The sequence below is a fragment of the Amycolatopsis japonica genome, from assembly GCF_000732925.1.
Lineage (GTDB): Bacteria > Actinomycetota > Actinomycetes > Mycobacteriales > Pseudonocardiaceae > Amycolatopsis > Amycolatopsis japonica.
This window is the reverse complement of sequence record NZ_CP008953.1, coordinates 6,201,775-6,222,537: the sequence shown is the minus strand read 5'-3', so window position 1 is coordinate 6,222,537 and position 20,763 is coordinate 6,201,775. Positions and strand designations below refer to the sequence as shown.

Sequence of the window (20,763 nt, the reverse complement as noted above, 5' to 3'; positions counted from 1 at the left end):
GCCTCACGCGGCGGCGGAGGCCAAGCCGCGCAGGAAGAGGTCGATCGCGAACTCGAACCGCTCCTGCGCGGTCTCCGCGGTGAAGTACTCGCCCGCGCCCAGCAGGTTCGGGAAGGCACCGGGCGGGAACGACGTCATGTACTCGACCATCCGCCTGCCGCGCTGTTCCTGCTCGGCGAGGTCGATGTCGCCGTGTTGCCAGCCGGCGCCTTCGTAGGCGAAAGCCTTGGCGTAGAGCCATAAAGCGTCGGCGGCGAACAGGGCCCGCTTGAGATCGAGGCCGCCCGCGCGCAGGACCGCGAGCATCGCTTCGGCCTGCTGCAGGGCGTTCGCGCCGACCGGGACGGGGATGGCCCAGGCGATCTTGGCGATCCCCGGGACCGACGTCAGCGCGCGCACGTTGTCGCGCAGCAGATCCTTCGCCTGTTCGACCCAGCGATCGGGGTCGGGCTCGGGGAACGGGCCGAAGGCGAGGACGTGGTCGACCATCAGCTCGTGGAGCTCCTCCTTGTTCGCCACATGGGCGTAGAGCGACGCCGGACCGGTCTCCAGCGCCTTGGCCACACACCGCATGCTCACCGCCTCCAGCCCTTCGCGGGCGAGGAGGTCCAGTGCCGTCTTCACCACGAGCTCCTGGGACAGCACGGGTTTCTCGGCGCGACGCCGGGGCCTGCTCACTTCGTTCGCCTCCTGATCCGGGGTTCGCCGGGAACTCTACTTGACGCGAACGCCGTTCGTCTGTAGAACAGTGTTCGTCAAACGAACGGTGTTCGTCTAACTGGAGGAAGCCATGACCGAACGACAGAACGAAGTACTGGCCGTGCTGGGCGAGCTCGCCGACGCGTGGAACGCGGGCGACGCGGCCGCGTACGCCTCGCACTTCACCGAAGACGCCGACTACGTGACCTTCTTCGGGATGAACATGCCGGGCCGCGCCATCATCGAAAGCGCGCACCGTGCCCTGTTCGAGGGACCGCTCCGAGGATCGAAACTGGTCTCGGGCGGCGGGGAGCCGAAGGTCCGGTTCGTCCGGCCGGACGTCGCGATCGTCGTGTCCGGCGGCGGATCGTCGCTCTCGGGCGGGGCACCCGAGCCGGGCCGGGAATCGACGCTGACGTACGTCCTCGTCGAGGAGCCCGGCGGCTGGCGGGTCGCGTCCTTCCAGAACACCCGGGTCAGCGATCCGGCCGCGGGCGCCCCGGCGGGCGGGGAGAGGCGTACGCTCGGTTAGGTTCACCTAAGTCACAAAAAGGGAGTGTGGATGGCCGAGGCGCGGAGAGCGGTGTCGACGACCCGGTTGCGGGTGCTGCGCACCGAGCGGATCACCCCGCACATGGTCAGGATCGTCGCCGGGGGCGAAGGGGTCGCGTCGTTCCAGCCCAACGACTTCACCGACGCCTACGTCAAGGTGCACTTCCGGGTGCCCGGCGTCACCTATCCCGAGCCGTTCGACCTGGCGCGGATCCGCGAAGAGCTGCCGCGTGAGCAGTGGCCGCGGATGCGCTCCTACACCGTCCGGGCGTTCGACCCGAATCTCGGCGAACTGGTGCTCGACTTCGTCCACCACGGTGACGAGGGTGTCGCCGGACCGTGGGCCGCCGCCGCGCAACCCGGCGACGAGCTGCTGATCTCCGGACCCGGCGGGGCGTACGCGCCGGGCGAGGAGGCGGACTGGCATCTGCTCGCCGGTGACGAGAGCGCCCTGCCGGCGATCGCCGCCTCCCTCGAGGCGATGCCGGCGGGTGTTCCCGTGCACGCGTTGATCCTCGTGGAGGACTCGGCCGAAGAGCAGTCGCTGACCACCAAGGGCGACGCGCGGATCACCTGGCTGCACCGGAGCCGGGGCGACGACCTCGCGGCCGCCGTCCGCGCGCTCGACTGGCGCGATGGTGTCGTGCAGGCGTTCGTCCACGGCGAGGCCGGGTTCGTCCGGGATCTGCGGCGCCATCTGCTGGACGACCGGGGGATGCGGCGCGACCTGCTGTCGATCTCCGGATACTGGCGGATCGGGAAGACCGACGAGGCGTGGCGGCTGGAGAAACAAGCCGAACGGAACGCGTAGCCTCGGTCGCATGATCGAGCTGAAGGTGGACGTCGACCCGGCCGAGGTGGGTTTCGACGCGGAGCGGCTGCGCCGGATCGACAAGCACTTCGACGGATACCTGGAGCGAAACCGGCTTCCCGGGTATCTGGCCGTGGTGACCAGGAACGGGAAGGTCGCGCATCTCGCGGCGAACGGGCAGCGCGACATCGAGGCCGGGCTGCCGGTCGAGACCGACACGATCTGGCGTATCTACTCGATGACCAAGCCGGTCACGTCGGTCGCCGCGATGATGCTCGTCGAAGCGGGACTGATCGACCTCAAGGATCCGATCTCCCGCTGGCTGCCGGAGTTCTCGGAGCCGCGCGTCTTCGCCGGAGGCTCGTCGGTGAAGCAGGCGACCGTGCCCGCCACCGAACCGATCCGCCTCTGGCATCTGCTCACCCACACCGCGGGGCTCACCTACGGGTTCCACCGCACGCATCCGGTCGACGCGGCCTACCGCGACGCCGGCTTCGACTTCGGCACCGCGCCAGGGCTCGACCTGGCCGGTGTCTCCGAGGCGATCGCGCGGCTGCCGCTGCTGTTCCAGCCGGGTTCGGAATGGAACTATTCGGTCGCGACGGACATCCTCGGCAGGCTGATCGAGGTCGTCTCCGGTCAGCCGCTCGACGTCTTCTTCGCCGAGCGGATCTTCACGCCGCTCGGCATGCACGAGACGGGGTTCCAGTCCGCCACCGGCGATCTCGACCGGCTGGCCGCGCTCTACGTGCCGCATCCGGTCACCAAGGAGCCGTTCCGTCACGACGAGATGGGCGCCCTCGGCCGAGTCGCGCCCACGTGTTTCTCAGGAGGCGGAGGGCTGGTCTCCACGGCGGGCGACTTCCACCGGTTCGCCCAGATGCTGGTGCGTGGCGGCGAACTCGACGGCGTCCGCCTGCTCGGCCCGCGCACGCTCCGGCTCATGGCGACCAACCATCTGCCCGGCGGCGTGGATCTGGAGACCTGCGGACGGACCGGGTTCTCCGAGGCGCCGTACGACGGTTTCGGCTTCGGGCTCGGTTTCTCCGTCCTCGACGACCCGGTGAAGGCCAAGACCCTCGCCAGTGCGGGCGAGTTCGCCTGGGGCGGCGCGGCGAGCACCGCGTTCTGGGTCGATCCGGACGAGGACATCACTGTCCTGTTCTTCACCCAATTGCTGCCGTCGTCGACCTACCCGATCCGCGTCGAATTGAGGAACCTGGTGTATCAGGCCTTGATCGACTGAGGGGAAGCCCGCCTACCTGGCGTCGAAAGGCGCGTGATCCGGGGCGCAGACGGTGCCGCGTGCCGGTAGGCGTCCGTGGGTCAGGTAGGCATCGACGGCCGCGTCGACACAGGCACTGCGGTTCAACGCGCCGTGTCCCCAGGCGTCCAGCGTCAGGAGCCGGGCGTTGCCGAGGATGCGTTCGGTGCGTTTCGCCCCGGCGTACGGCGTTTCCGGATCGCCTTTGCCGTTGGCCAGCAACAGGATCGGCGCGGTCGACCGGTTCCACGGACCCGTGTACCGCGCGTTGTCGGTAGCGGGCCAGAAGGCGCACGGCAGGGAGAGATACGTGTCGTACGAACCGAAACCGCGGCCTTCCCGGTCGGCCGCGCGGGCGGCACGGGGCCAGGCGGCCGGGTCACGCGGATTCGCGGTGTCCGCGCAGATCGTCCCGCCGCCACCCATCGCGGAATCGAACGGTGTCGGGACGGCCTTCGCCGCGACGGGTTTCGTCGCGGACTGGAGGAATGCCGCCAGCGCTGGGGAGTTGGCCTCGTCGGTCAGGGCGTTGTGGGTACGCCGGACGACCTCCTGGTAGCTGATCGGTCCCGGTGTGGCTTCGAGCCGGTCGAGGAGCGCGTCGTACTTGGCCCGCAGATCCGCCCCCGGTTCGCGGAACGCGCACCGGACGTCGGCCGCGCACGTGTCGAGGAAGGCCTGCAGAGCGCGGTCCGCGTCCCGGAAACCGCCGAGCCTGGTGCTGAACGGGACGTTCGCGTCCTCCGGGCGGTGCCCGGTGGACCAGGCGATCGGATCGTCGACGGCGTCCAGTGCCAACGCGCCGACCCGATGCGGGAACAGGTTGGCGTACACCTCGCCGACGTAGGTGCCGTAGGAAAGCCCGTAGTAACGCAGACGCGGCTCGCCGACGGCTTGGCGCATCCTGTCCAGGTCCCTGGCGACGTTCGCCGTCGACAGGTGGTTCAGCAGCGGCCCGGCGTTGCGGCCGCAGGAGGCGGTGACCTCGCGGGCGTCGGCGAAATGCCGGGTCTCCTGCTCGGCGGTGATCGGGAAGGTGCCCAGGATTCGTTTGAGGGGAGCGGTTTCCGCGTCGCTGGTGAAGCACCGGACCGGTGTGCTGGCGCCGACGCCGCGCGGGTCGAAGCCGACGATGTCGAATTGCCGGTGCAGGGACGGGGTCTGGAACTTGCTGAAGCGGCCGTGGTTCCCGGGGCCGCCGGGGTTGGTGAAGAGGGTGCCGCGTTTGTGCTTCCGGTCCGTCGCCGGGAGACGGCCGAGCGCGAGGGTGATCCGCGGTCCGTCAGGGTCCTGATAGGACAACGGGACCTCGATCTCGGCGCAGTCGTAGCCCGGTGGCGAGCCGGACGGACAGGCGCCCCAGGCGAGACCTCTCGGCGCGGCCGAAACCGCGGGCGTGATCGTGAGGGCGGCGAGTGCGGAAAGAGTGAGTGCGGCGGCGATGCGGATTCTCGTCACCGGGCCAGCGTCTCGCCTCGCGGGCGCGCGAACCCTGGTGCTCGTACCCGGAAAGATGGTGGGGTACGCCCCTCCATGTTCAACATATAGCGCACCGGGGGGCTTGCGGCAAGACCCCGGTGGTACCGCAGAATCCTCGGCCGTAGCCAGAACAGGCCGAACAGGAGTGAAGATTTGACGGACGTCGACGTGATCATCGTGGGTGCCGGCCCGACCGGTCTGATGCTGGCCGCCGAACTGCGGCTGGCCGGTGCGCGCCCGCTGGTCCTGGAACGGCGGCCGGAACAGGGGAAGACTCCGAAGGCCCACGGCCTCAGCGGGCAGATCCTGGACCTGCTGCACCATCGCGGCCTGCTGGAGCAGGTGCGGGGGCTCGTCACCGACCCCGTGCCGCCGCACCGCTTTCCCTTCGGCGGGGTCCACGTCGACCTCACCCGGTTCGACGAGCCGCCGCTGAAGGCGCTTTCGGTCCGGCAGCAGTCGCTGGAGCGGCTGCTGGAGGAGCACGCCACAGGACTCGGCGCGGAAGTGCGCCGCGGGCACGAGGTCGTCGGACTGCGTCAGGACGACGTGTCGGTGACCGCCGAGGTGCGCGGCCCGGACGGGACGTACGAGATCACCGCCCCGTATCTGGTGGGGTGCGACGGCGGGCGCAGTCCCGTCCGGTCGATGGCGGGGATCGGCTTCCCCGGCACCACCTATCCCGAGGTGAACCGGATCGGGCAGGTCAAGATCCCCGAGGGACTGACCGTGCACGACAACGGCGACATCGAGACGCCGGAGCTGGGCCGGATCAAGGCGGGCTTCACCCGCACCGACACCGGCGTGTTCGCGCTCGGATCGCTGACGCCGGGGATCGTGTTCATCCAGACCACGGAGGACGATCCCGGCGAGATCGACGACGACGTGCCGATGACCCTGGCCGAACTCGGGGACAGCATCCGCCGGGTGCTCGGCGGGGACGTCCCGCTGGGCGAGCCGGTCCGCCTCTCGCGCTACCAGTTCTCCGCCCGCCAGGCGGAGCGCTACCGCGAAGGCCGGATCCTGCTGGCGGGCGACGCGGCCCACCTGCTGCCCTCCACCGGCACGGCGATCAACGTCGGCATGTCCGACTCGGTCAACCTCGCCTGGAAGCTGGCCGCCGAGATCCAGGGCCGGGCACCGGAGGGGCTGCTGGACACCTATCACGCGGAACGGCACGCCGCCGGTGCGCGTGCGCTGCTGCAGTCCCGGGCGCAGGTGGGGTTGCGGCGTGGACACGACGAAGCCGCCGAAGCGCTCCGCGCGGTCTTCCAGGAACTGCTGGACGACGAGCAGGCCGCGCGACGGCTGGCCTCCCACGTCGCCGGGACCGACACGCGCTACCCGATGCCGGGTTCCCCGCACGCGCTCGCCGGCATGTTCGTCCCGGATCTCGCGCTGCAGACCGACGACGGCGCGACCAGCGTCGCCGAGCTGCTGCGTGGAGCGCGGCCGGTGCTGCTCGACCTCGCGGGCAGGCCCGATCTGCGTGAACTCGCGCAAGGCCGCGCCGACGTCCACACCGCGAAGGCCGAGGACAGGCCCGCCGACGTCCTCCTGATCCGCCCGGACGGCTACGTCGCCTGGGCGGGCGACGACGCCGAGGGCCTGCGTGAGTCCCTCGCCACCTGGTTCGGCGCCTGACCCCACGCATTTCGTCCTCTGAATGCGGAAGAACGCATTCAGAGGACGAAATGCGGGTGTCAGCGGTTGATGACCTCCGAGCCGTACCGCTTCAGGGTTTCCTCGCGCTGGTCGTGCATGAGGTACAGCGAGAACTGGTCGACACCGAGCGAAGCCAGCTCCTCCAGCCGTTCGACGTGCGCCGACGACGGCCCGAGCAGGCAGAACCGGTCCACGATCTCGTCCGGGACGAAGTCGGTCGACGGATTCCCCGCCCGCCCGTGGTGCGAGTAGTCGTAGCCCTGCCGCTCACGGATGTAGTCGGTGAGCTCGTGCGGAACCGGCCCGGAATCGCCGTACCGCGCCACGAGATCCGCGACGTGGTTGCCGACCATCCCGCCGAACCAGCGCAGCTGCTCGCGCTGATGCGCCAGATCGTCGCCGACATACGCCGGGGCCGCGAGGCAGATCGTGATCCCGGCCGGATCCCGTCCCGCCGCGCGTGCGGCCTCGCGGACGGAACCGATGGTCCACCGGGCGATCGCGGGATCGGCGCACTGCAGGATGAAGCCGTCAGCGTGTTCACCGACGGTCTTCAGCGCCTTCGGCCCGTATCCCGCCATCCACATCTCAAGCCTGCCGTTGCGGATCCACGGGATCTGCACCGGCTTGTCCCGCAGCAGGACCTCACGTCCTTCGGCCAGTTCCTTGACCACGTGCATGCACTCGCGCACGGTGGCCAAAGTGGACGGTGGCATGCCGACCACCCGGTGCGCCGAGTCGCCGCGGCCGATCCCGCACACCGTCCGGTTGCCGTACATGTCGTTGAGCGTGGCGAAGGTCGACGCCATCACCGACCAGTCCCGCGTGGCCGGGCTGGTCACCATCGGGCCCACGATCATCGACGACGTCGCCGCGAGGATCTGCGAGTAGATGACGAACGGTTCCTGCCACAGCACGCACGAGTCGAACGTCCAGCCGTAGCGGAAACCCTGGTCCTCTGCCGCCTTCATCAGCCGCACGAGGTCGCGCGCGGGCGGATCGGTCTGGAGAACTATCCCGAAGTCCATGGCCACCGCCTCAGTTCAGGTACTGGTTCAGGTCGCGCGAGAGGAATTTCCCGTGCGTCGTGCTGCCCGAGAAACCGGACGGCGACACCACCACGCGCCCTCGCGAGAGCACGGTGTCGACCTTACCGGTGATCTCCATGCCCTCGTAGGCCGAGTAGTCCACGTTCATGTGATGCGTCTCGACCGACAGGGTCTGCTTCGCCGCCGGGTCGTAGACGACGATGTCCGCGTCCGAACCCGCCGCGATCACCCCCTTGCGCGGGTACAGCCCGAACATGCGCGCCGGGGTGGTCGAACAGGTCTCGACCCAGCGTCCGAGCGTGAGCTCGCCCGCCACGACCCCTTGGTGCAGCAGGTCCATCCGGTGCTCGACGCCGGGGATCCCGTTGGGGATAGCGCGGAAGTCGCCGCGGCCGAGTTCCTTCTGGTCCTTGAAACAGAAGGGACAATGGTCCGTCGACACCACTGAAAGATCGTTGGTCCGCAGCCCTCGCCACAGATCCGCCTGATGCGACTTCTCGCGCAGCGGGGGAGAGGCGACGTACTTCGAGCCCTCGAAATCGGGTTTCGCCAAGTCCTCGATGGACAGATACAGATACTGAGGACACGTCTCCGCGAAGACGTTCTGCCCCTCGTTCCGTGCTTCCGCGACCGCCGCCAGCGCCTGCGACGCCGAGAGATGCACGATGTACAGCGGCGCCCCGGTCACCTTGGCCAGCTGGATCGCGCGCGAGGTCGCCTCGCCCTCCAGCTCCGGCGGCCGGGTGAGCCCGTGCTGCACCGGGTCGATCTTCCCGGCCGCGAACGCCTGCGCGGCCAGCTGGTCGATCGCGATGCCGTTCTCCGCGTGCATCATGATCGTCGCGCCGATCTCGCGCGCCTTCTGCATGGCCAGCAGGATCTCGCCGTCCGTGGAGTAGAACACCCCCGGATACGCCATGAACATCTTGAAGCTGCCGACCCCGCCATCGACGCAGGACTGCATCTCCTTCAACGACGAGTCGTTGACGTCGGAGACGATCATGTGGAAGCCGTAGTCGATGGCGCAGTTGCCGTCGGCCTTCTCGTGCCATTTGTCCATAGTGGACAGCAGTGAGGTGCCCTTGGCCTGGACGGCGAAGTCGATGATCGTGGTCGTCCCGCCCCACGCCGCCGCCGTCGTCCCGGTGCCGAAGGTGTCGACGGAATGCGTCCCGCCGAACGGCATCTCCATATGGGTGTGCGCGTCGATCCCGCCGGGCATGACGTACTTCCCGGTGGCGTCGATCACCGAGTCGGCGGGCCCGAGCGTGCCGGGGGCGCCGACGGCCGAGATCGTCTCGCCGTCGACGAGGACGTCCGCCGCCGAGGCGCCCGCCGTGGACAGCACCCGCCCGCCGCTGATGAGGGTGGTCATCACGCCTCCGCGAGGGGTCCGTAGCTGTCGGGACGCCGGTCCCGGTAGAAGGCCCACAGATCCCGTACTTCGGCGAGCTTGCCCATGTCGAGATCGCGGACGACGATCTCCTCCTCGGTATCGGACGCGGCTTCGCCGACGAGCTGGCCGCGCGGGTCGGCGAAATACGACTGGCCGTAGAAGTCGTTGTCGCCCAAGGGTTCCACCCCGACGCGGTTGATCGTGCCGACGTAGTACTCGTTCGCGACGGCGGCCGCGGGCTGCTCCAGCCGCCACAGGTACTCCGAAAGACCCCGGCTGGTCGCCGACGGGTTGAACACGATCTTCGCCCCGGCCAGGCCCAGCGCGCGCCAGCCCTCCGGGAAATGCCGCTCGTAACAGATGTAGACGCCGATGCGGCCGACGGCGGTGTCGAACACCGGGTAGCCCATGTTCCCGGGCCGGAAGTAGAACTTCTCCCAGAAGCCCTTCACCTGCGGGATGTGGTTCTTGCGGTGCTTGCCGAGGTAGGTGCCGTCGGCGTCGATCACCGCGGCGGTGTTGTAGTACACGCCGGGCTGCTCGACCTCGTACATCGGCACGACCAGCACGACACCGTGCCGTTCGGCGACCTCCTGCATGAGCTTCGTCGTCGGCCCGTCGGGGATGCCTTCGGTGTAGGAGTAGTAGTCGGTGTCCTGCACCTGGCAGAAGTACGGGCCGTAGAACAATTCCTGCAGGCAGACGACCTGCGCGCCCTGCGAAGCGGCCTTGCCGATGGCTTCGACCGCGTTCGCGATCATGGACTCCTTGTCACCCGTCCACCGCTGCTGGATCAATCCGGCTCGGACCACGTCGCTCACTTGCATCCTCCTCGATATCGGTGGTGCGCTTGCGTTCGGGCAGGGACAGCAGCAGGTAGACGACGAAGGCGCCCGCCAGGCCGACGACCCAGTTGTAGTCGTAGAGGGGTTTCAGGAACGGGATCAGCCCGTCGGCGGGGAACGGCCCGCCGTACGCGCCGCCGACCGCGAGCACGGCGCCGGCCAGCGTCGCGACGAGCGCGCGCCAGTTCCAGCCGCCGTTGAACCAGTAGATGCCGCGTTCGGTGTACAGATCCCGCAGGCGCAGCTTGGTGCGGTTGACCACCCAGTACCCGGCGACCAGCACCCCGGCGACGGCGCCGAGCAGGCCACCGTAGAAGCCGAGCCACGCGAAGATGTAGATGTTCGGGTCGGAGTAGAGCCGCCACGGCTGGATGACGATGCCGATGATGCCCGTGATCAGCCCGCCGACCGCGAAGGTGATCTTCTTCGGGAAGGCGTTGGAGAAGTCGTAGGACGGGCTGACCACGTTGGCCGCGAGGTTCGCCGACACGGTCGCCAGCACCAGCGCGACCAGCGCGACCACCACGACGACCGGGGAGTCGAACCGGTCGGCCAGTTTCGCCGGATCCCAGATCTGCTCGCCGTAGAGGACGCTGCCGCCCGAGGTGGTCAGGATGGCCACGATCGCGATGAACGTCATCGTGGTCGGCAGGCCGAGGATCTGGCCGCGGACCTGCTTGCCCTGGCTGCCGCCGAACCGGGTGAAGTCGGGCATGTTCAGCGAAAGCGTCGACCAGAACGCGATCATCGCCATCAGCGACGGGGCGAACACCTTCCAGAAGTCCGGCCCCCAGCCGAGTTTGCCGGGTTCGGACAGGATCGGGCCGAGCCCGCCCGCCTTGACCAGCACGTAGCCCAGCAGGATCAGGAAGCCGACCGACACCAGCGGAGCGGTCCAGTTCTCGAATCGGCGGACCGCCTCCATCCCGCGCCAGATGATGAGCATCTGGAACAGCCAGAAGAGGCCGAACGAAAGCCACAGTGTCCAGTGCTGGCCGAGGACGACGGCGGAGTCCTTCCAGCCGGAACCGGCCAGCCGCCCGACGATGATGTAGATCGCCTCGCCGCCGACCCAGGTCTGGATGCCGAACCAGCCGCACGCGATGAACGCCCGCAGCAACGCCGCAAGATTCGCGCCGCGCATCCCGAAGAAGGCGCGGGCGAACACCGGGAACGGGATGCCGTACTTCGTCCCGGCGTGGCTGTTGAGCAGCATCGGGATCAACACGATCAGGTTGCCGATGGTGATGGTGAGCAGCGCCTGCACCCAGTCCATGCCGAGCGCGATCAGCGAGGCCGCGAGCGCGTAGGACGGGATGTTGTGCGCCATGCCCATCCACAGCGCGAAGTAGGTGTACGTGGTCCAGGTCCGCTTTTCGACCGGGACCGGGGCGAGTTCTTCGTTGTAGAAGCGGCTGTCCTTCAAGGACTCGACCTCGCCGAGTTCCACCCGGCCATCAGGATGCACGTGCTGCGTACCGCGTGCCGTCGGCTCCATTGCGGAATCGTGCTCGCCCGCGCCGCGCGGGTGGGACTGGCAGACTGTTCACTGTTGAGGGTGTCGGAACGCAGACTGTCGATTGCGTTCGAAGGCCACTGGTGCATGACCTGCGTCACACACACGGACGTAGTGATCCGGCAAACCGGCCGAAACATCTCCACAGGATCTCCACAGCTCACCCGGATGGTCTCCACGGCCGATGCCTACAGTCATCCCCATGGAACTGGGAGGACGCCGGGTGCTGGTCGTCGAGGACGACGTGACCATCGCGGAGAGCATCGCCGCGCGTTTGCGGGCCGAGGGATTCTCGGTCGACCTGGCGCACGACGGCCCTTCCGGTGTCGAGGCGGACGCCGAGCGGGAGCCGGACCTGGTGGTGCTCGACGTGATGCTGCCGGGCTTCGACGGGCTGGAGGTCTGCCGCCGGATCCAGGCCCGCCGCCCGGTCCCGGTGCTCATGCTGACCGCCCGCTCGGACGAGACGGACATGCTGATCGGCCTCGGCGTCGGCGCGGACGACTACCTCACCAAACCGTTCTCGATGCGGGTGCTCTCGGCGCGGGTGCACGCGCTCCTGCGCCGCGTCGAACGGTCCGCACGGGCCGAAGGCGAGGACGCGGGCACGAAGATCGTGCTCGGCGACCTCGAAATCGACGTCGACCAGCGGCGGGTCACGCGGGCGGGCACCCAGGCCCAGCTGACGCCGATCGAGTTCGACCTCCTCGTCCACTTCGCGAAACGCCCGAGGGCGGTGCAGCCGAGGGAACGGCTGCTCAGCGAGGTCTGGGACTGGGACGTCGCGGGTACCGGTTCGGGCACCCGCGCCGTCGACAGCCACATCAAGGCGCTGCGCCGCAAACTGGGCGCCGACCTCATCCGCACCGTGCACGGCGTCGGGTACGCCCTGGAGGTGGGATCGTGAAGCTCCGCCCGCTGCTCGGCCGCGTGGTCGACGCGCTCCCGAGACCGCTCGACCCGGTCCGCTCCATCAAGCTCAAGCTCGCGATCCTGCTGGTGTCGTCGGGCGGGATCGCGTTCGCCTTCTTCAACTGGCAGATCGGCTGGCTGCCGCCGCGGACCACGATCGCCGCCATGGTGCTGGCCGTGGTCACCTCGCAGATCCTGGCGCACGGGATGACCAGGCCGCTGCGGGAGATGACCGCCGCGGCCCGCGCGATGGCCAAGGGCGACTACACCCGGCGGGTCCGCGCGACCGCCCGCGACGAGGTCGGCGAGCTGTCGCACGCCTTCAACCAGATGGCCGCCGATCTGGACGCCTCGGATCAGCGCCGCCGCGAGCTGATCGCGAACGTCTCCCACGAGCTCCGCACCCCGATCACCGCGCTGAACGGGGTACTGGAGAACCTGGTCGACGGGGTCGCCGAACCCGATCCGGCGACGCTGAAGACCGCGCTGCAGCAGACCGAACGGCTCGGCAGGCTGGTCTCGGAACTGCTGGACCTCTCCCGGATCGACGCGGGCGCCTTTCCGTTGCAGCTGGAGGAGTTCGATCTCGAACTGCTGCTGGAGGAGGTCGCCACCGAAGCCGGGGTCACCGGCCGCGGCGTGCGGTTCTCCGTCGACGTCCAGCCGCCCGGCGCGACCGCCGTCGCCGACCGCGGCCGGCTCTACCAAGTCGTGGTCAACCTGCTCGACAACGCCGTCCGGCACGGACCCGCCGGGGGAGAGGTCCGGGTGCGGGCGGAGGCCCGCGAGGCCGACGTCGTCATCGAGGTCGAGGACGAAGGCCCCGGGATCCCGCTTGGGGAACGGGACAGCGTGTTCGAGCGGTTCACCCGCGGTGAGCGGGCCGGTGGCGGGGGCACCGGCCTCGGGCTCGCGATCGCGCGGTGGGTGGTGGACCTGCACGACGGCAGCATCGCCGTCGTCACCCCCGAAGGACGGCCGGGCTGTGTCATCCGCGTCGTGATCCCCGTTCCCTAGTTCCCCGGTCGCTGCTTTCGGGCGGCCGCGCACGGCCAACGTGATGTGCTTTCGCAAACTGGAGGATTCGATGAGCGAAGAGCAAGAGGAGAAGCAGGCGCACGCGTCGCCGCCCTCGGCGACGACCACCCTGCCGCCCGCCCCGCCGGTGTCGCAGGTGCCGATACTGATGCGGCCGCGGGTACCGCCGAAGTCGGCGATCGTCCCGCTGCCCGCCTCCGTGCTGCCCGCGGCGGTCGCGGCCGGGCTGGTCGCCGCCTTCGTCATGCCGGACGACCCCGGCGCGGGCTGGTTCGTGGCGGGGCTCGCCTTCGCGGCCGCCGTCTACTTCGCCGACAAGCGCGCCCGCGGCGACGCCGAACCGCATTTCGGGCTGGTCAACGCGGTCTGGGCGGCGGCCGCCCTCGGACTGCTCGCGGTCGGCATGTTCCGCGCGTCGGTGTGGCTGAACGTGCTGTGCGTGCTGGCGGCCTTCGTCGCGGGATCCCTCGCGGTGGTCGGGAAACGCACCGTGAACACGATCGTCTACGACGTCTTCGCGGTCCCCATCGAAGCGCTGCTTTCGATCCCGTGGGTCGGGCGCGGGCTCACGAAGCTCGGCAAGAAACAGGAAGGCCGGACACGGCCGAGGTTCCTCGTGCCCGTGCTGGCGAGTGCCTTGCTGCTGCTGGTGTTCGTCCCGCTGTTGCGGGGCGCGGACGCCGCGTTCGCGGGCGTCGTCGACGCGGTGATCCCCGAACTGAACCCGGGAACGTTCGTGCGCTGGGGTTTCCTGTTCGTGGTGGCCGCGTTCGCCGTCACCGGGGCGTGTTACCTGCTGGCGGCGCCCCCGCTGCCCGCCGCCGACGACGCACCGCGCAAACGGCTCGCGCACCGGCTCGAATGGACGTTGCCGCTGGGTGTGCTGGTACTGCTGTTCACGAGTTTCGTCGTGGTCCGCCTGGTCGTGTTGTTCGGCGGCACCGAATACCTGCTGGCCACGAGCGGCCTGACGGCGGCCGAGTACGCCAGGAGCGGGTTCTGGCAGCTGTCCGCCATCACCGTGCTGACGCTGCTGCTGGTCGCCGCCGCGCTGCGCTGGGCGCCGAAGACCTCGGTGGCCGATCGCGCCTGGCAGCGCGGACTGCTCGGCGCGTTGAGCGTGCTCAGCCTGGTGCTGGTCGCGTCGGCGTTGAGTCGCATGTGGACATACCAGCAGGCGTACGGGTTCACCGTGCTGCGGCTGCTGGTCGAGGTCTGCGAGCTCTGGATCGGCCTGATCTTCGTGCTGGTGCTCGCGTCCCTGATCCCGCTGCGGTCGGCCTGGCTGCCGCGCGCGGCCATCGGAGCGGCCGTCGCGGCACTGCTGGGGTTGGCCGTGCTGGATCCGGAACGGTTCATCGCCGATCGCAACATCGACCGGCTCGCGCACGGCAAGACACTCGACACCACTTACCTGTCACGGTTTTCCGCCGACGTGGTGCCGTCGGCCGACCGGCTCCCCGAGCCGCTGCGGTCCTGTGTGCTCGGGCCGGTCGTGCGGGAAATCCCGGAAGATGATTGGCGCGAATGGAACCTGAGCCGGTCCCTCGCGCGTCAGACCCCCGTCACCGCGAAGGACGGGACCGGCTGCCGGTACGTGATCCGTCCTTGAGCCGTGACCCACGGCCTTGATCGCCCTCTTTGGGGGTGAGGGCGATCAAGGCGGCGGTGAACGGCGCCGCCGGGCCACCGAGGGGGAGGTCCGGCGGTCACCTCGACGGAAGTGCCTCGGTCAGAAGGTGAAGACGCCGGCCGACTCGGCGTCGGCGACGCACCGGTTGGCGTACGAGGTGCGGAAGGTGACCGGTTCGCCGCGCCACTTGCCGACCGCGGAGACGTCCACCGGCGAGTATTCGAGGGTGCAGGCCCGAGGTTCGGGGCGGAGCCTGTCGAACTTTCCGTCCACTTCGGACAGTTTGCCGCAGGCGTTCCCGCGCGAGGGGTGGGAACCCCCGGTGGGCCCGCAGGTGAGCGAGACGGTGCCGATCCGGCCCCTGGTGTCGTGGCTGGTCAGCTGAAACGTGGATTCGGCGGGTTGCGCCGGGGCCATACAGGCCAACGCGAGCACGCAGGCGCCGATCGGTTCGAAGAAAGCCATATCAACCCTATCGGCTGACGTGGCCCGATCACTGTGTTCCACGCTCGGGTGAGATTTACTCACCCGGACGTGTGGTCGTCCGCTTTTCGAATGTCGTGGGCGAGCAAAGCGACATAAAGCGAGAGCATCGACTCCGGATCTTCGAGCCGCACGCCCAGGACCTGCTCGATCCGGGCCAGCTGCTGGTAGTACGCGGTGCGGGAGGTGTGCGCGGCGGCGGCCGCCGCGGACTTGTTGCCGCCGTGCTCGCAGTAATGCCTCAACGCCTGAACGAGTCTGCTGCCCTGCGCGGCGTCCCGGCTCAGCAGCGGGCCGAGCTCCCGCGCGGCGAACGCGGTGATCCGTTCGTCGCCGGCCAGCAGATGCAGCAGTCCGCGCAACCGGACGTCGTCGAGCCGGTGGAGCACCCGTTCGACGTTCTCGGCGAGCGCCGCGGCGGCGACCTGCGCGGCTTCGACGAGCGTCCGCCGTGCTTCGGCGGGCCCGCTGCCCGTGGTCCCGACCGCGACCACGGCGGGCGCGCCGGCACGGGCCTCGTGGACGTCGGTGGCCAGCCGTCGCAGGACCGCGTCGACCCCCGCCTCCGGCGAGAGCGCGATCAGTGCGCGCACCTGCGTGTCGTCGGTGGCCACCAGCGCGGACACCTTGGCGTGCCGCGCGGCGAGCACCGTCGCCTCGGCGAGTTCCCGCAGCAGTACCGGAGTGGACTGCGCGGTCTTGGCGGTCACGGTGATCCGGGGCCGCACGGCGACCCCGACCAGCAGCCGCCCGGTGAGCGGGACACCCAGCGCGGAGGCCCGCGCGGTCAGTTCGGCGGGCGGCACCGGGTTCGCCAGCAGTTCGGTCAGGATCGCGCGGTGCGCCTGGCGTTCGAGGCTGTCGGTGTCCTTCGCGACCAGCCGGTGCACCGCGAGCGCGGACGCCGCCCGCTCGGCGACCACGACGTGCCGGTGCGGCGGCTGATCCCCGCAGACGACGACCAGCCGTCCCCAGTCGTGCCCGCGCGCGCCGACCACGGTGATCAGCCAGCCCGCGCCCTGGTGGTAGCCGGTCCGCTCGCCGACCTGCACCGGGCGCGACCGGGACGGCCAGCCGGGCAGCAGTTCGCCGGGATCGGTCCCCGCCGTGTCGTAGGCGAGGACCTCGTGCGACAGCGTCTCCAGCACGACGGGATGCTCGGTGAGCCTCGCGACCTCCCGCAGGATTTCGCCCGGTTCGGCGCCGGCGATCGTGAGCGCGGTGAAGGTCTCGTGGACCCGCTCGGCCGCGCGCAGTTCGTCGACCTGGGCGTCGACGATCAGCCCGTTCACCGCCTCGGTGACCGACACGAAACGCGTCTCGCGCGAAAGGGTGATCAGCGGGACACCGTGGCGGTCCGCGGCGTCGACCAGCGCGGGCGGCAGCTTCTCGCTCCAATGCCGGACCAGCTCCACGACGATCCCGGCGACCCCGATCCCCGCCAGATCACCGACGTACCTGGCCAGCGCGGCGCCGTCGTCGGGCAGCGCGACCCCGGTGGTGAGCACGAGCTCCCCGCCCCGCAGCAACGGGGCGATGTCCGCGACCTCGGCGACGTGCGCCCAGCGGACCGGCGCGTCCAGCCCCGCCGCCCCTGCCACCACATGGGGCCTGCCCTGACGCAGCACCGGCAGCGCGAGCACCTCGGCGACGGTCGGGTACATCGGCCTCCCACCCGGTTCGACAACGCTGGAGACAGACTGTACGGGCGGGACCGGGAGTCCGTACACGTTGACGATGGCGTCGGTGTGGCGCGCGCACCCAGACTCGACCGGGAGCAGGTATCAGGACCAGGAAGGCGGAACCCGTGACCGACCGCATCAACCACTGGATCGACGGCAAACCGTGCGAAGGCGTGAGCGAACGATCGGGTGACGTGTTCGATCCGGCCACTGGCCAGGTGCGGGCGAAGGTCGCCTTCGCGGCGCAGGACGACGTCGACGCCGCAGTCGCGGCCGCGTCCCGGGCGCTGCCGGGCTGGCGCGGCACGTCGCTGGCGGGGCGGACCCGGGTGCTGTTCGCCTTCCGTGAGCTGCTTTCGGCGCGGCGTCACGAACTGGCGAAGATCGTCACCAGCGAACACGGCAAGGTCGAATCCGACGCCGCCGGCGAAGTCGCCCGCGCGATCGAGAACGTCGAGTACGCCTGTGGCGCGGCGCAGATGCTCAAGGGCGGATTCAGCGAGAACGCCTCGACCGGTGTCGACGTGTACTCGATCTCGCAGCCGCTGGGCGTGGTCGGCGTGATCTCGCCGTTCAACTTCCCGGCGATGGTCCCGCTGTGGTTCGTGCCGAACGCGCTCGCGTGCGGCAACACCGTCGTGCTCAAGCCGAGTGAGAAGGACCCGTCCGCGGCCGTGTTCATCGCGGAACTGTTCGCCGAGGCGGGCCTGCCCGACGGCGTCCTCAATGTCTTGCACGGCGACAAGGTGGCCGTTGACGGCCTGCTGGAACACCGTGACGTCAAGGCGATCTCGTTCGTCGGGTCGACGCCGATCGCGAAGTACGTCTACGAAACCGGGACCAGGCAAGGGAAACGCGTGCAGGCGCTCGGCGGCGCGAAGAACCACATGGTCGTCCTCCCGGACGCGGACCTCGACCTCGCCGCCGACGCGGCCGTCTCGGCGGGCTTCGGCTCGGCGGGGGAGCGGTGCATGGCGGTGTCGGTCGTGGTCGCGGTCGACCCGGTCGGCGACGAACTGGTCGCGAAGATCGCCGACCGGATCAAGCGGCTGCGCGTCGGCGACGGGATGCGGCCCACCTCGGAGATGGGGCCGCTCGTCACCGCTGCCCACCACGAACGCGTCGAGTCCTATGTGGAGGCCGGGGTCGAAGCGGGCGCCCGGCTCGTCGTCGACGGCCGCGGCATCGAGGTCGACGGCGAGGACGGCGGGTTCTGGCTCGGCCCGACACTGTTCGACCAGGTCACCCCGGACATGTCCGTGTACACCGACGAGATCTTCGGTCCGGTGCTGGCGGTCGCGCGGGCCGAGGGCTACGACGCGGCGCTGGAGCTGATCAACGCCAACCCCTACGGCAACGGCACCGCGATCTTCACCAACGACGGGCGGGCCGCGCGGCGGTTCCAGAACGAGGTCGAGGTCGGGATGGTCGGCGTGAACGTGCCGATCCCGGTGCCGGTCGGCTACTACTCGTTCGGCGGGTGGAAGGACTCGCTGTTCGGGGACAGCCACGCCTACGGGCCGGAAGGGTTCCACTTCTTCACGCGGACGAAGGTCGTCACCTCGCGGTGGCCCGATCCTTCGCAGGGCGGGGTGAACCTCGGGTTCCCGCGCAACAGCTGACGCCGCCTCGCTCCCGAAGTACATGAAGGCCCCCTTCCTTGCGCCAGGCGCAAGGAAGGGGGCCTTCATGTACTTCGGCGCGGGTCAGAACCGGCCGCAGTTGCCGCTGCCCGCTTGGCCGTTGAACGCGCCCTTCAGCCACTCGGCGGCGTCGGTCGACGCGGTCGTCATGCCCAGCGCGTGGGAGAAGAACGGCGTGAACGTCGGCAGGTCCTTCCACTGGACGTTGGCGCCCTTGCCGCACCAGTCCTTCGCCATCTGCTTGCCGACGGCCGCCGGGATGACGTCGTCCATCGGGCTGTGTTCGACCAGCACCGGCATCGCGGGCTTGACGGTGCCGATCCGGTTCTCCGCCACGATCGTGTCGAACGGCGGCTGGGACAGGTAGGCGGACACCGGCTTGCCCTCCTTCGTCAGCGAGCTGGTCTGCTTGTACATGAACTGGAAGACCGCGTTCAGCGTGCAGGTCTGTCGGGCCTTCAGGAACAGATCGGCCCCGGCCGGGTTGGCCAGGTCCATCAACCTGGCCTCGGGATAGGCCTGGTTGATGCCGATCAGCGCGTAACCGAGGAACCCGGCGTACATCCCGCCGTCGAGCGACTTGGACAGCGCGGCCTTGTCCGCGGGCGCCGCGCCGGAGTAGACGCCCTTGACGTTCAGTTCGGGCGCGTAGGTGGCGGCGAGTTCGGCGGCGGCCGCGGCGGCACTGCCGCCCTCGGAGTAGCCGGCGATACCGACCGGGCCGTCGGCGGGCAGACCCGTTCCGGGCAGGCGCTGCGCGGCGCGGATGACGTCGAGCACGGTGTGCGCCTCGGACAGCCGGACGACGTACGGGTGGTCGCCGCTGCCTTCCACCCACGGTCCGATGTAGTCGGTCTGCGCCACGGCGAATCCGGCGCCCAGCAACGCGTTGACGAAACCGCCTTGGAAACCGGAGACCAGATCCGAGGAGCCCTCACCCGCGAGGGTTTTCGAGGGAGCGCAGTCCGGGCCCATGCCGAAGGTGAACGGCGCGTAGGCCACGATCGGCCGTTCACCGGGACCCTTCCACGGATTGTTCGGCACCAGGACGGTACCGCTCACGGCCACCTGCTTGTCCTTGTTGTCCCGGGAAAGATATTGGATCCGGGTCGATTTCGCCCCGTTGTAGGTCGAGGGCTGCGATTTGAGCACGTCACCGTTCTCGCCGGCGGGAAGCGGTGAAGAGGAAACGTATACCGAATCGGAGTCCGCGCTCGCGGCCGGCGCGCCCACCGCGACCAAAGTCACGGTCATGGCGGCGATCAGGACATGACGGAAGGAAGAAGTCATAGTGCGCTCCACGCTGAGTCGGAACTTCCGCAAGTGAGCTAGATGGAAGACCTTCCGGTACCGGTCGGTCAATGGCCGGTCGTCGAATTGTCATTCCCGTCAGGGTGGCGAAACCGATTTCACTCATGGCTTTCCGTGCGGCGGTCGTGCGCTTTCCGGAATTCGCCGATCACGGTTATCGTCGCCGTCATGTCAGAACCGAAGCGGTCGGCGATGCGGGTGGCCGATTCCGATCGTGAGAACGTCGCGCAGCTGCTGTACGAAGCCATGGGCGCGGGGCGGATCACCGCCGGTGAACTGGAAACGAGACTGGACGCGGTCTACGCGGCCAAGACCTTCGCGGAATTCGAACCCGTCGTCGCGGATCTGTCGCCCGGCGGGGCGCTCGCCCTGTCCCATACCGGCGATGAGGAGCAAGGCGGACGACGCTCGTTCGCCGTCATGTCCGGCACCACGCGACGGTTCGACGGACCGCTCCCGTCCCGTCACGTCAGCCGCGCGTTCTGGGGCAGTGTGCGCCTCGATCTGCGGCGGGCCCGGATCGCCGCCGGCTCCTGCACGATCAGGGCGGTGGCGGTGATGGGCGGTGTCAAGATCGTCGTGCCCGAGGACTTCGCCCTCGACGTCCGGGGACTCGGCCTGATGGGCGGATTCGGCACCGGCCGCGGGACCGGGCGACGGCGTCCGGAGCCGGGCGCGCCGGTGCTGCGCGTCACGGGTTTCGCCTGGTGGGGTTCGGTGAAGGTGATCCGGAGGCCCTTGGAGCCGCGGCGGCGCTCCTTCCGGGGGCGCGGCTGAGGGGCCCG

Annotated in this window: 18 protein-coding genes; 9 read left to right on the top strand and 9 right to left on the bottom strand. The window is 69.4% G+C overall.

The features are described 5' to 3' along the window. Positions 1–3 precede the first annotated feature (3 nt). On the bottom strand, positions 4–678 hold the full coding sequence (locus AJAP_RS28835) for a TetR/AcrR family transcriptional regulator (RefSeq protein WP_148311589.1): 675 nt from the start codon (positions 676–678) through the stop codon (positions 4–6). Between the two features lie 112 nt (positions 679–790). Here AJAP_RS28835 and AJAP_RS28830 point away from each other — a divergent pair, with 112 nt between their 5' ends. Genes AJAP_RS28830 through AJAP_RS28820 form a run of 3 tightly spaced genes read left to right on the top strand, consistent with a single transcriptional unit; the run spans position 791 to position 3,308 of the window. After that, positions 791–1,231 carry an SgcJ/EcaC family oxidoreductase gene (locus tag AJAP_RS28830; protein ID WP_038517107.1) on the top strand — a complete coding sequence of 147 codons (441 nt, stop codon included), beginning with the start codon at positions 791–793 and terminating at the stop codon, positions 1,229–1,231. Positions 1,232–1,261: 30 nt separating this feature from the next. After that, positions 1,262–2,062: a siderophore-interacting protein gene (locus tag AJAP_RS28825; RefSeq protein ID WP_038517104.1), complete on the top strand. Its 801-nt coding sequence runs from the start codon at positions 1,262–1,264 to the stop codon at positions 2,060–2,062. Positions 2,063–2,072: 10 nt separating this feature from the next. Next, positions 2,073–3,308, top strand: a complete 1,236-nt coding sequence (locus AJAP_RS28820; RefSeq protein ID WP_038517103.1) for a serine hydrolase domain-containing protein — start codon at positions 2,073–2,075, stop codon at positions 3,306–3,308. Between the two features lie 12 nt (positions 3,309–3,320). Here AJAP_RS28820 and AJAP_RS28815 read toward each other — a convergent pair whose 3' ends face one another. After that, positions 3,321–4,784, bottom strand: coding sequence for an alpha/beta hydrolase (locus AJAP_RS28815; RefSeq protein WP_038517100.1), 1,464 nt, complete (start codon positions 4,782–4,784; stop codon positions 3,321–3,323). 174 nt (positions 4,785–4,958) lie between these two features. Here AJAP_RS28815 and AJAP_RS28810 point away from each other — a divergent pair, with 174 nt between their 5' ends. Beyond that, positions 4,959–6,449, top strand: a complete 1,491-nt coding sequence (locus AJAP_RS28810; RefSeq protein ID WP_038517098.1) for an FAD-dependent monooxygenase — start codon at positions 4,959–4,961, stop codon at positions 6,447–6,449. A gap of 59 nt (positions 6,450–6,508) precedes the next feature. Here AJAP_RS28810 and AJAP_RS28805 read toward each other — a convergent pair whose 3' ends face one another. Genes AJAP_RS28805 through AJAP_RS28790 form a run of 4 tightly spaced genes read right to left on the bottom strand, consistent with a single transcriptional unit; the run spans position 6,509 to position 11,258 of the window. Then, positions 6,509–7,498, bottom strand: a complete 990-nt coding sequence (locus tag AJAP_RS28805) for a TIGR03842 family LLM class F420-dependent oxidoreductase (protein WP_038517097.1) — start codon at positions 7,496–7,498, stop codon at positions 6,509–6,511. Between the two features lie 10 nt (positions 7,499–7,508). Further along, positions 7,509–8,894 carry a dihydropyrimidinase gene (gene hydA / locus AJAP_RS28800; RefSeq protein WP_038517094.1) on the bottom strand — a complete coding sequence of 462 codons (1,386 nt, stop codon included), beginning with the start codon at positions 8,892–8,894 and terminating at the stop codon, positions 7,509–7,511. Next, on the bottom strand, positions 8,894–9,736 hold the full coding sequence (locus tag AJAP_RS28795; RefSeq protein WP_038517092.1) for a nitrilase-related carbon-nitrogen hydrolase: 843 nt from the start codon (positions 9,734–9,736) through the stop codon (positions 8,894–8,896). Before AJAP_RS28795 ends, hydA begins: the two co-directional genes overlap by 1 nt. After that, entirely contained in the window at positions 9,687–11,258 is a 1,572-nt protein-coding gene (locus AJAP_RS28790) for an NCS1 family nucleobase:cation symporter-1 (protein WP_038517089.1), read from the bottom strand. The genes AJAP_RS28795 and AJAP_RS28790 overlap by 50 nt, the downstream gene beginning before the upstream one ends. A 241-nt stretch (positions 11,259–11,499) precedes the next feature. On the opposite strand from AJAP_RS28790, the gene AJAP_RS28785 reads away from it, so the two are divergent. From AJAP_RS28785 to AJAP_RS28775, 3 genes are all read left to right on the top strand, one after another. Then, a complete protein-coding gene (locus AJAP_RS28785; protein ID WP_038524060.1) occupies positions 11,500–12,183 on the top strand; it encodes a response regulator transcription factor in 684 nt (227 codons plus the stop codon). Continuing rightward, positions 12,180–13,205, top strand: a complete 1,026-nt coding sequence (locus AJAP_RS28780) for a HAMP domain-containing sensor histidine kinase (RefSeq protein WP_037342812.1) — start codon at positions 12,180–12,182, stop codon at positions 13,203–13,205. Before AJAP_RS28785 ends, AJAP_RS28780 begins: the two co-directional genes overlap by 4 nt. Before the next feature lie 70 nt (positions 13,206–13,275). Then, positions 13,276–14,838 carry a DUF4153 domain-containing protein gene (locus AJAP_RS28775; protein WP_038517086.1) on the top strand — a complete coding sequence of 521 codons (1,563 nt, stop codon included), beginning with the start codon at positions 13,276–13,278 and terminating at the stop codon, positions 14,836–14,838. 120 nt (positions 14,839–14,958) lie between these two features. Here AJAP_RS28775 and AJAP_RS28770 read toward each other — a convergent pair whose 3' ends face one another. Beyond that, positions 14,959–15,324 (bottom strand): SSI family serine proteinase inhibitor, encoded by a 366-nt coding sequence (locus tag AJAP_RS28770; RefSeq protein WP_038517083.1) that lies wholly within the window; start codon positions 15,322–15,324, stop codon positions 14,959–14,961. Between the two features lie 59 nt (positions 15,325–15,383). Then, positions 15,384–17,006: a PucR family transcriptional regulator gene (locus tag AJAP_RS28765; RefSeq protein ID WP_038517080.1), complete on the bottom strand. Its 1,623-nt coding sequence runs from the start codon at positions 17,004–17,006 to the stop codon at positions 15,384–15,386. A 143-nt stretch (positions 17,007–17,149) separates the two neighbouring features. Here AJAP_RS28765 and AJAP_RS28760 point away from each other — a divergent pair, with 143 nt between their 5' ends. After that, the gene (locus AJAP_RS28760; RefSeq protein WP_038517078.1) at positions 17,150–18,646 is read left to right on the top strand and encodes a CoA-acylating methylmalonate-semialdehyde dehydrogenase; all 1,497 of its coding nucleotides are present in this window, start codon (positions 17,150–17,152) and stop codon (positions 18,644–18,646) included. Positions 18,647–18,730: 84 nt separating this feature from the next. Here AJAP_RS28760 and AJAP_RS28755 read toward each other — a convergent pair whose 3' ends face one another. Then, on the bottom strand, positions 18,731–19,957 hold the full coding sequence (locus AJAP_RS28755) for a lipase family protein (RefSeq protein WP_038517076.1): 1,227 nt from the start codon (positions 19,955–19,957) through the stop codon (positions 18,731–18,733). 189 nt (positions 19,958–20,146) lie between these two features. On the opposite strand from AJAP_RS28755, the gene AJAP_RS28750 reads away from it, so the two are divergent. Then, positions 20,147–20,755, top strand: a complete 609-nt coding sequence (locus AJAP_RS28750) for a DUF1707 SHOCT-like domain-containing protein (RefSeq protein ID WP_038524056.1) — start codon at positions 20,147–20,149, stop codon at positions 20,753–20,755. The last annotated feature ends 8 nt before the right edge of the window (positions 20,756–20,763 follow it).

What these genes read in the sequence shown, in the direction of transcription:
- AJAP_RS28790 (WP_038517089.1), bottom strand. Translation starts at nt 11,258, where the DNA reads ATGGAGCCGACGGCACGCGGTACGCAGCACGTGCATCCTGATGGCCGG.
- AJAP_RS28750 (WP_038524056.1), top strand. Translation starts at nt 20,147, where the DNA reads ATGTCAGAACCGAAGCGGTCGGCGATGCGGGTGGCCGATTCCGATCGT.
- AJAP_RS28770 (WP_038517083.1), bottom strand. Translation starts at nt 15,324, where the DNA reads ATGGCTTTCTTCGAACCGATCGGCGCCTGCGTGCTCGCGTTGGCCTGT.
- AJAP_RS28775 (WP_038517086.1), top strand. Translation starts at nt 13,276, where the DNA reads ATGAGCGAAGAGCAAGAGGAGAAGCAGGCGCACGCGTCGCCGCCCTCG.
- hydA (WP_038517094.1), bottom strand. Translation starts at nt 8,894, where the DNA reads ATGACCACCCTCATCAGCGGCGGGCGGGTGCTGTCCACGGCGGGCGCC.
- AJAP_RS28755 (WP_038517076.1), bottom strand. Translation starts at nt 19,957, where the DNA reads ATGACTTCTTCCTTCCGTCATGTCCTGATCGCCGCCATGACCGTGACT.
- AJAP_RS28830 (WP_038517107.1), top strand. Translation starts at nt 791, where the DNA reads ATGACCGAACGACAGAACGAAGTACTGGCCGTGCTGGGCGAGCTCGCC.
- AJAP_RS28820 (WP_038517103.1), top strand. Translation starts at nt 2,073, where the DNA reads ATGATCGAGCTGAAGGTGGACGTCGACCCGGCCGAGGTGGGTTTCGAC.
- AJAP_RS28805 (WP_038517097.1), bottom strand. Translation starts at nt 7,498, where the DNA reads ATGGACTTCGGGATAGTTCTCCAGACCGATCCGCCCGCGCGCGACCTC.
- AJAP_RS28765 (WP_038517080.1), bottom strand. Translation starts at nt 17,006, where the DNA reads ATGTACCCGACCGTCGCCGAGGTGCTCGCGCTGCCGGTGCTGCGTCAG.
- AJAP_RS28825 (WP_038517104.1), top strand. Translation starts at nt 1,262, where the DNA reads ATGGCCGAGGCGCGGAGAGCGGTGTCGACGACCCGGTTGCGGGTGCTG.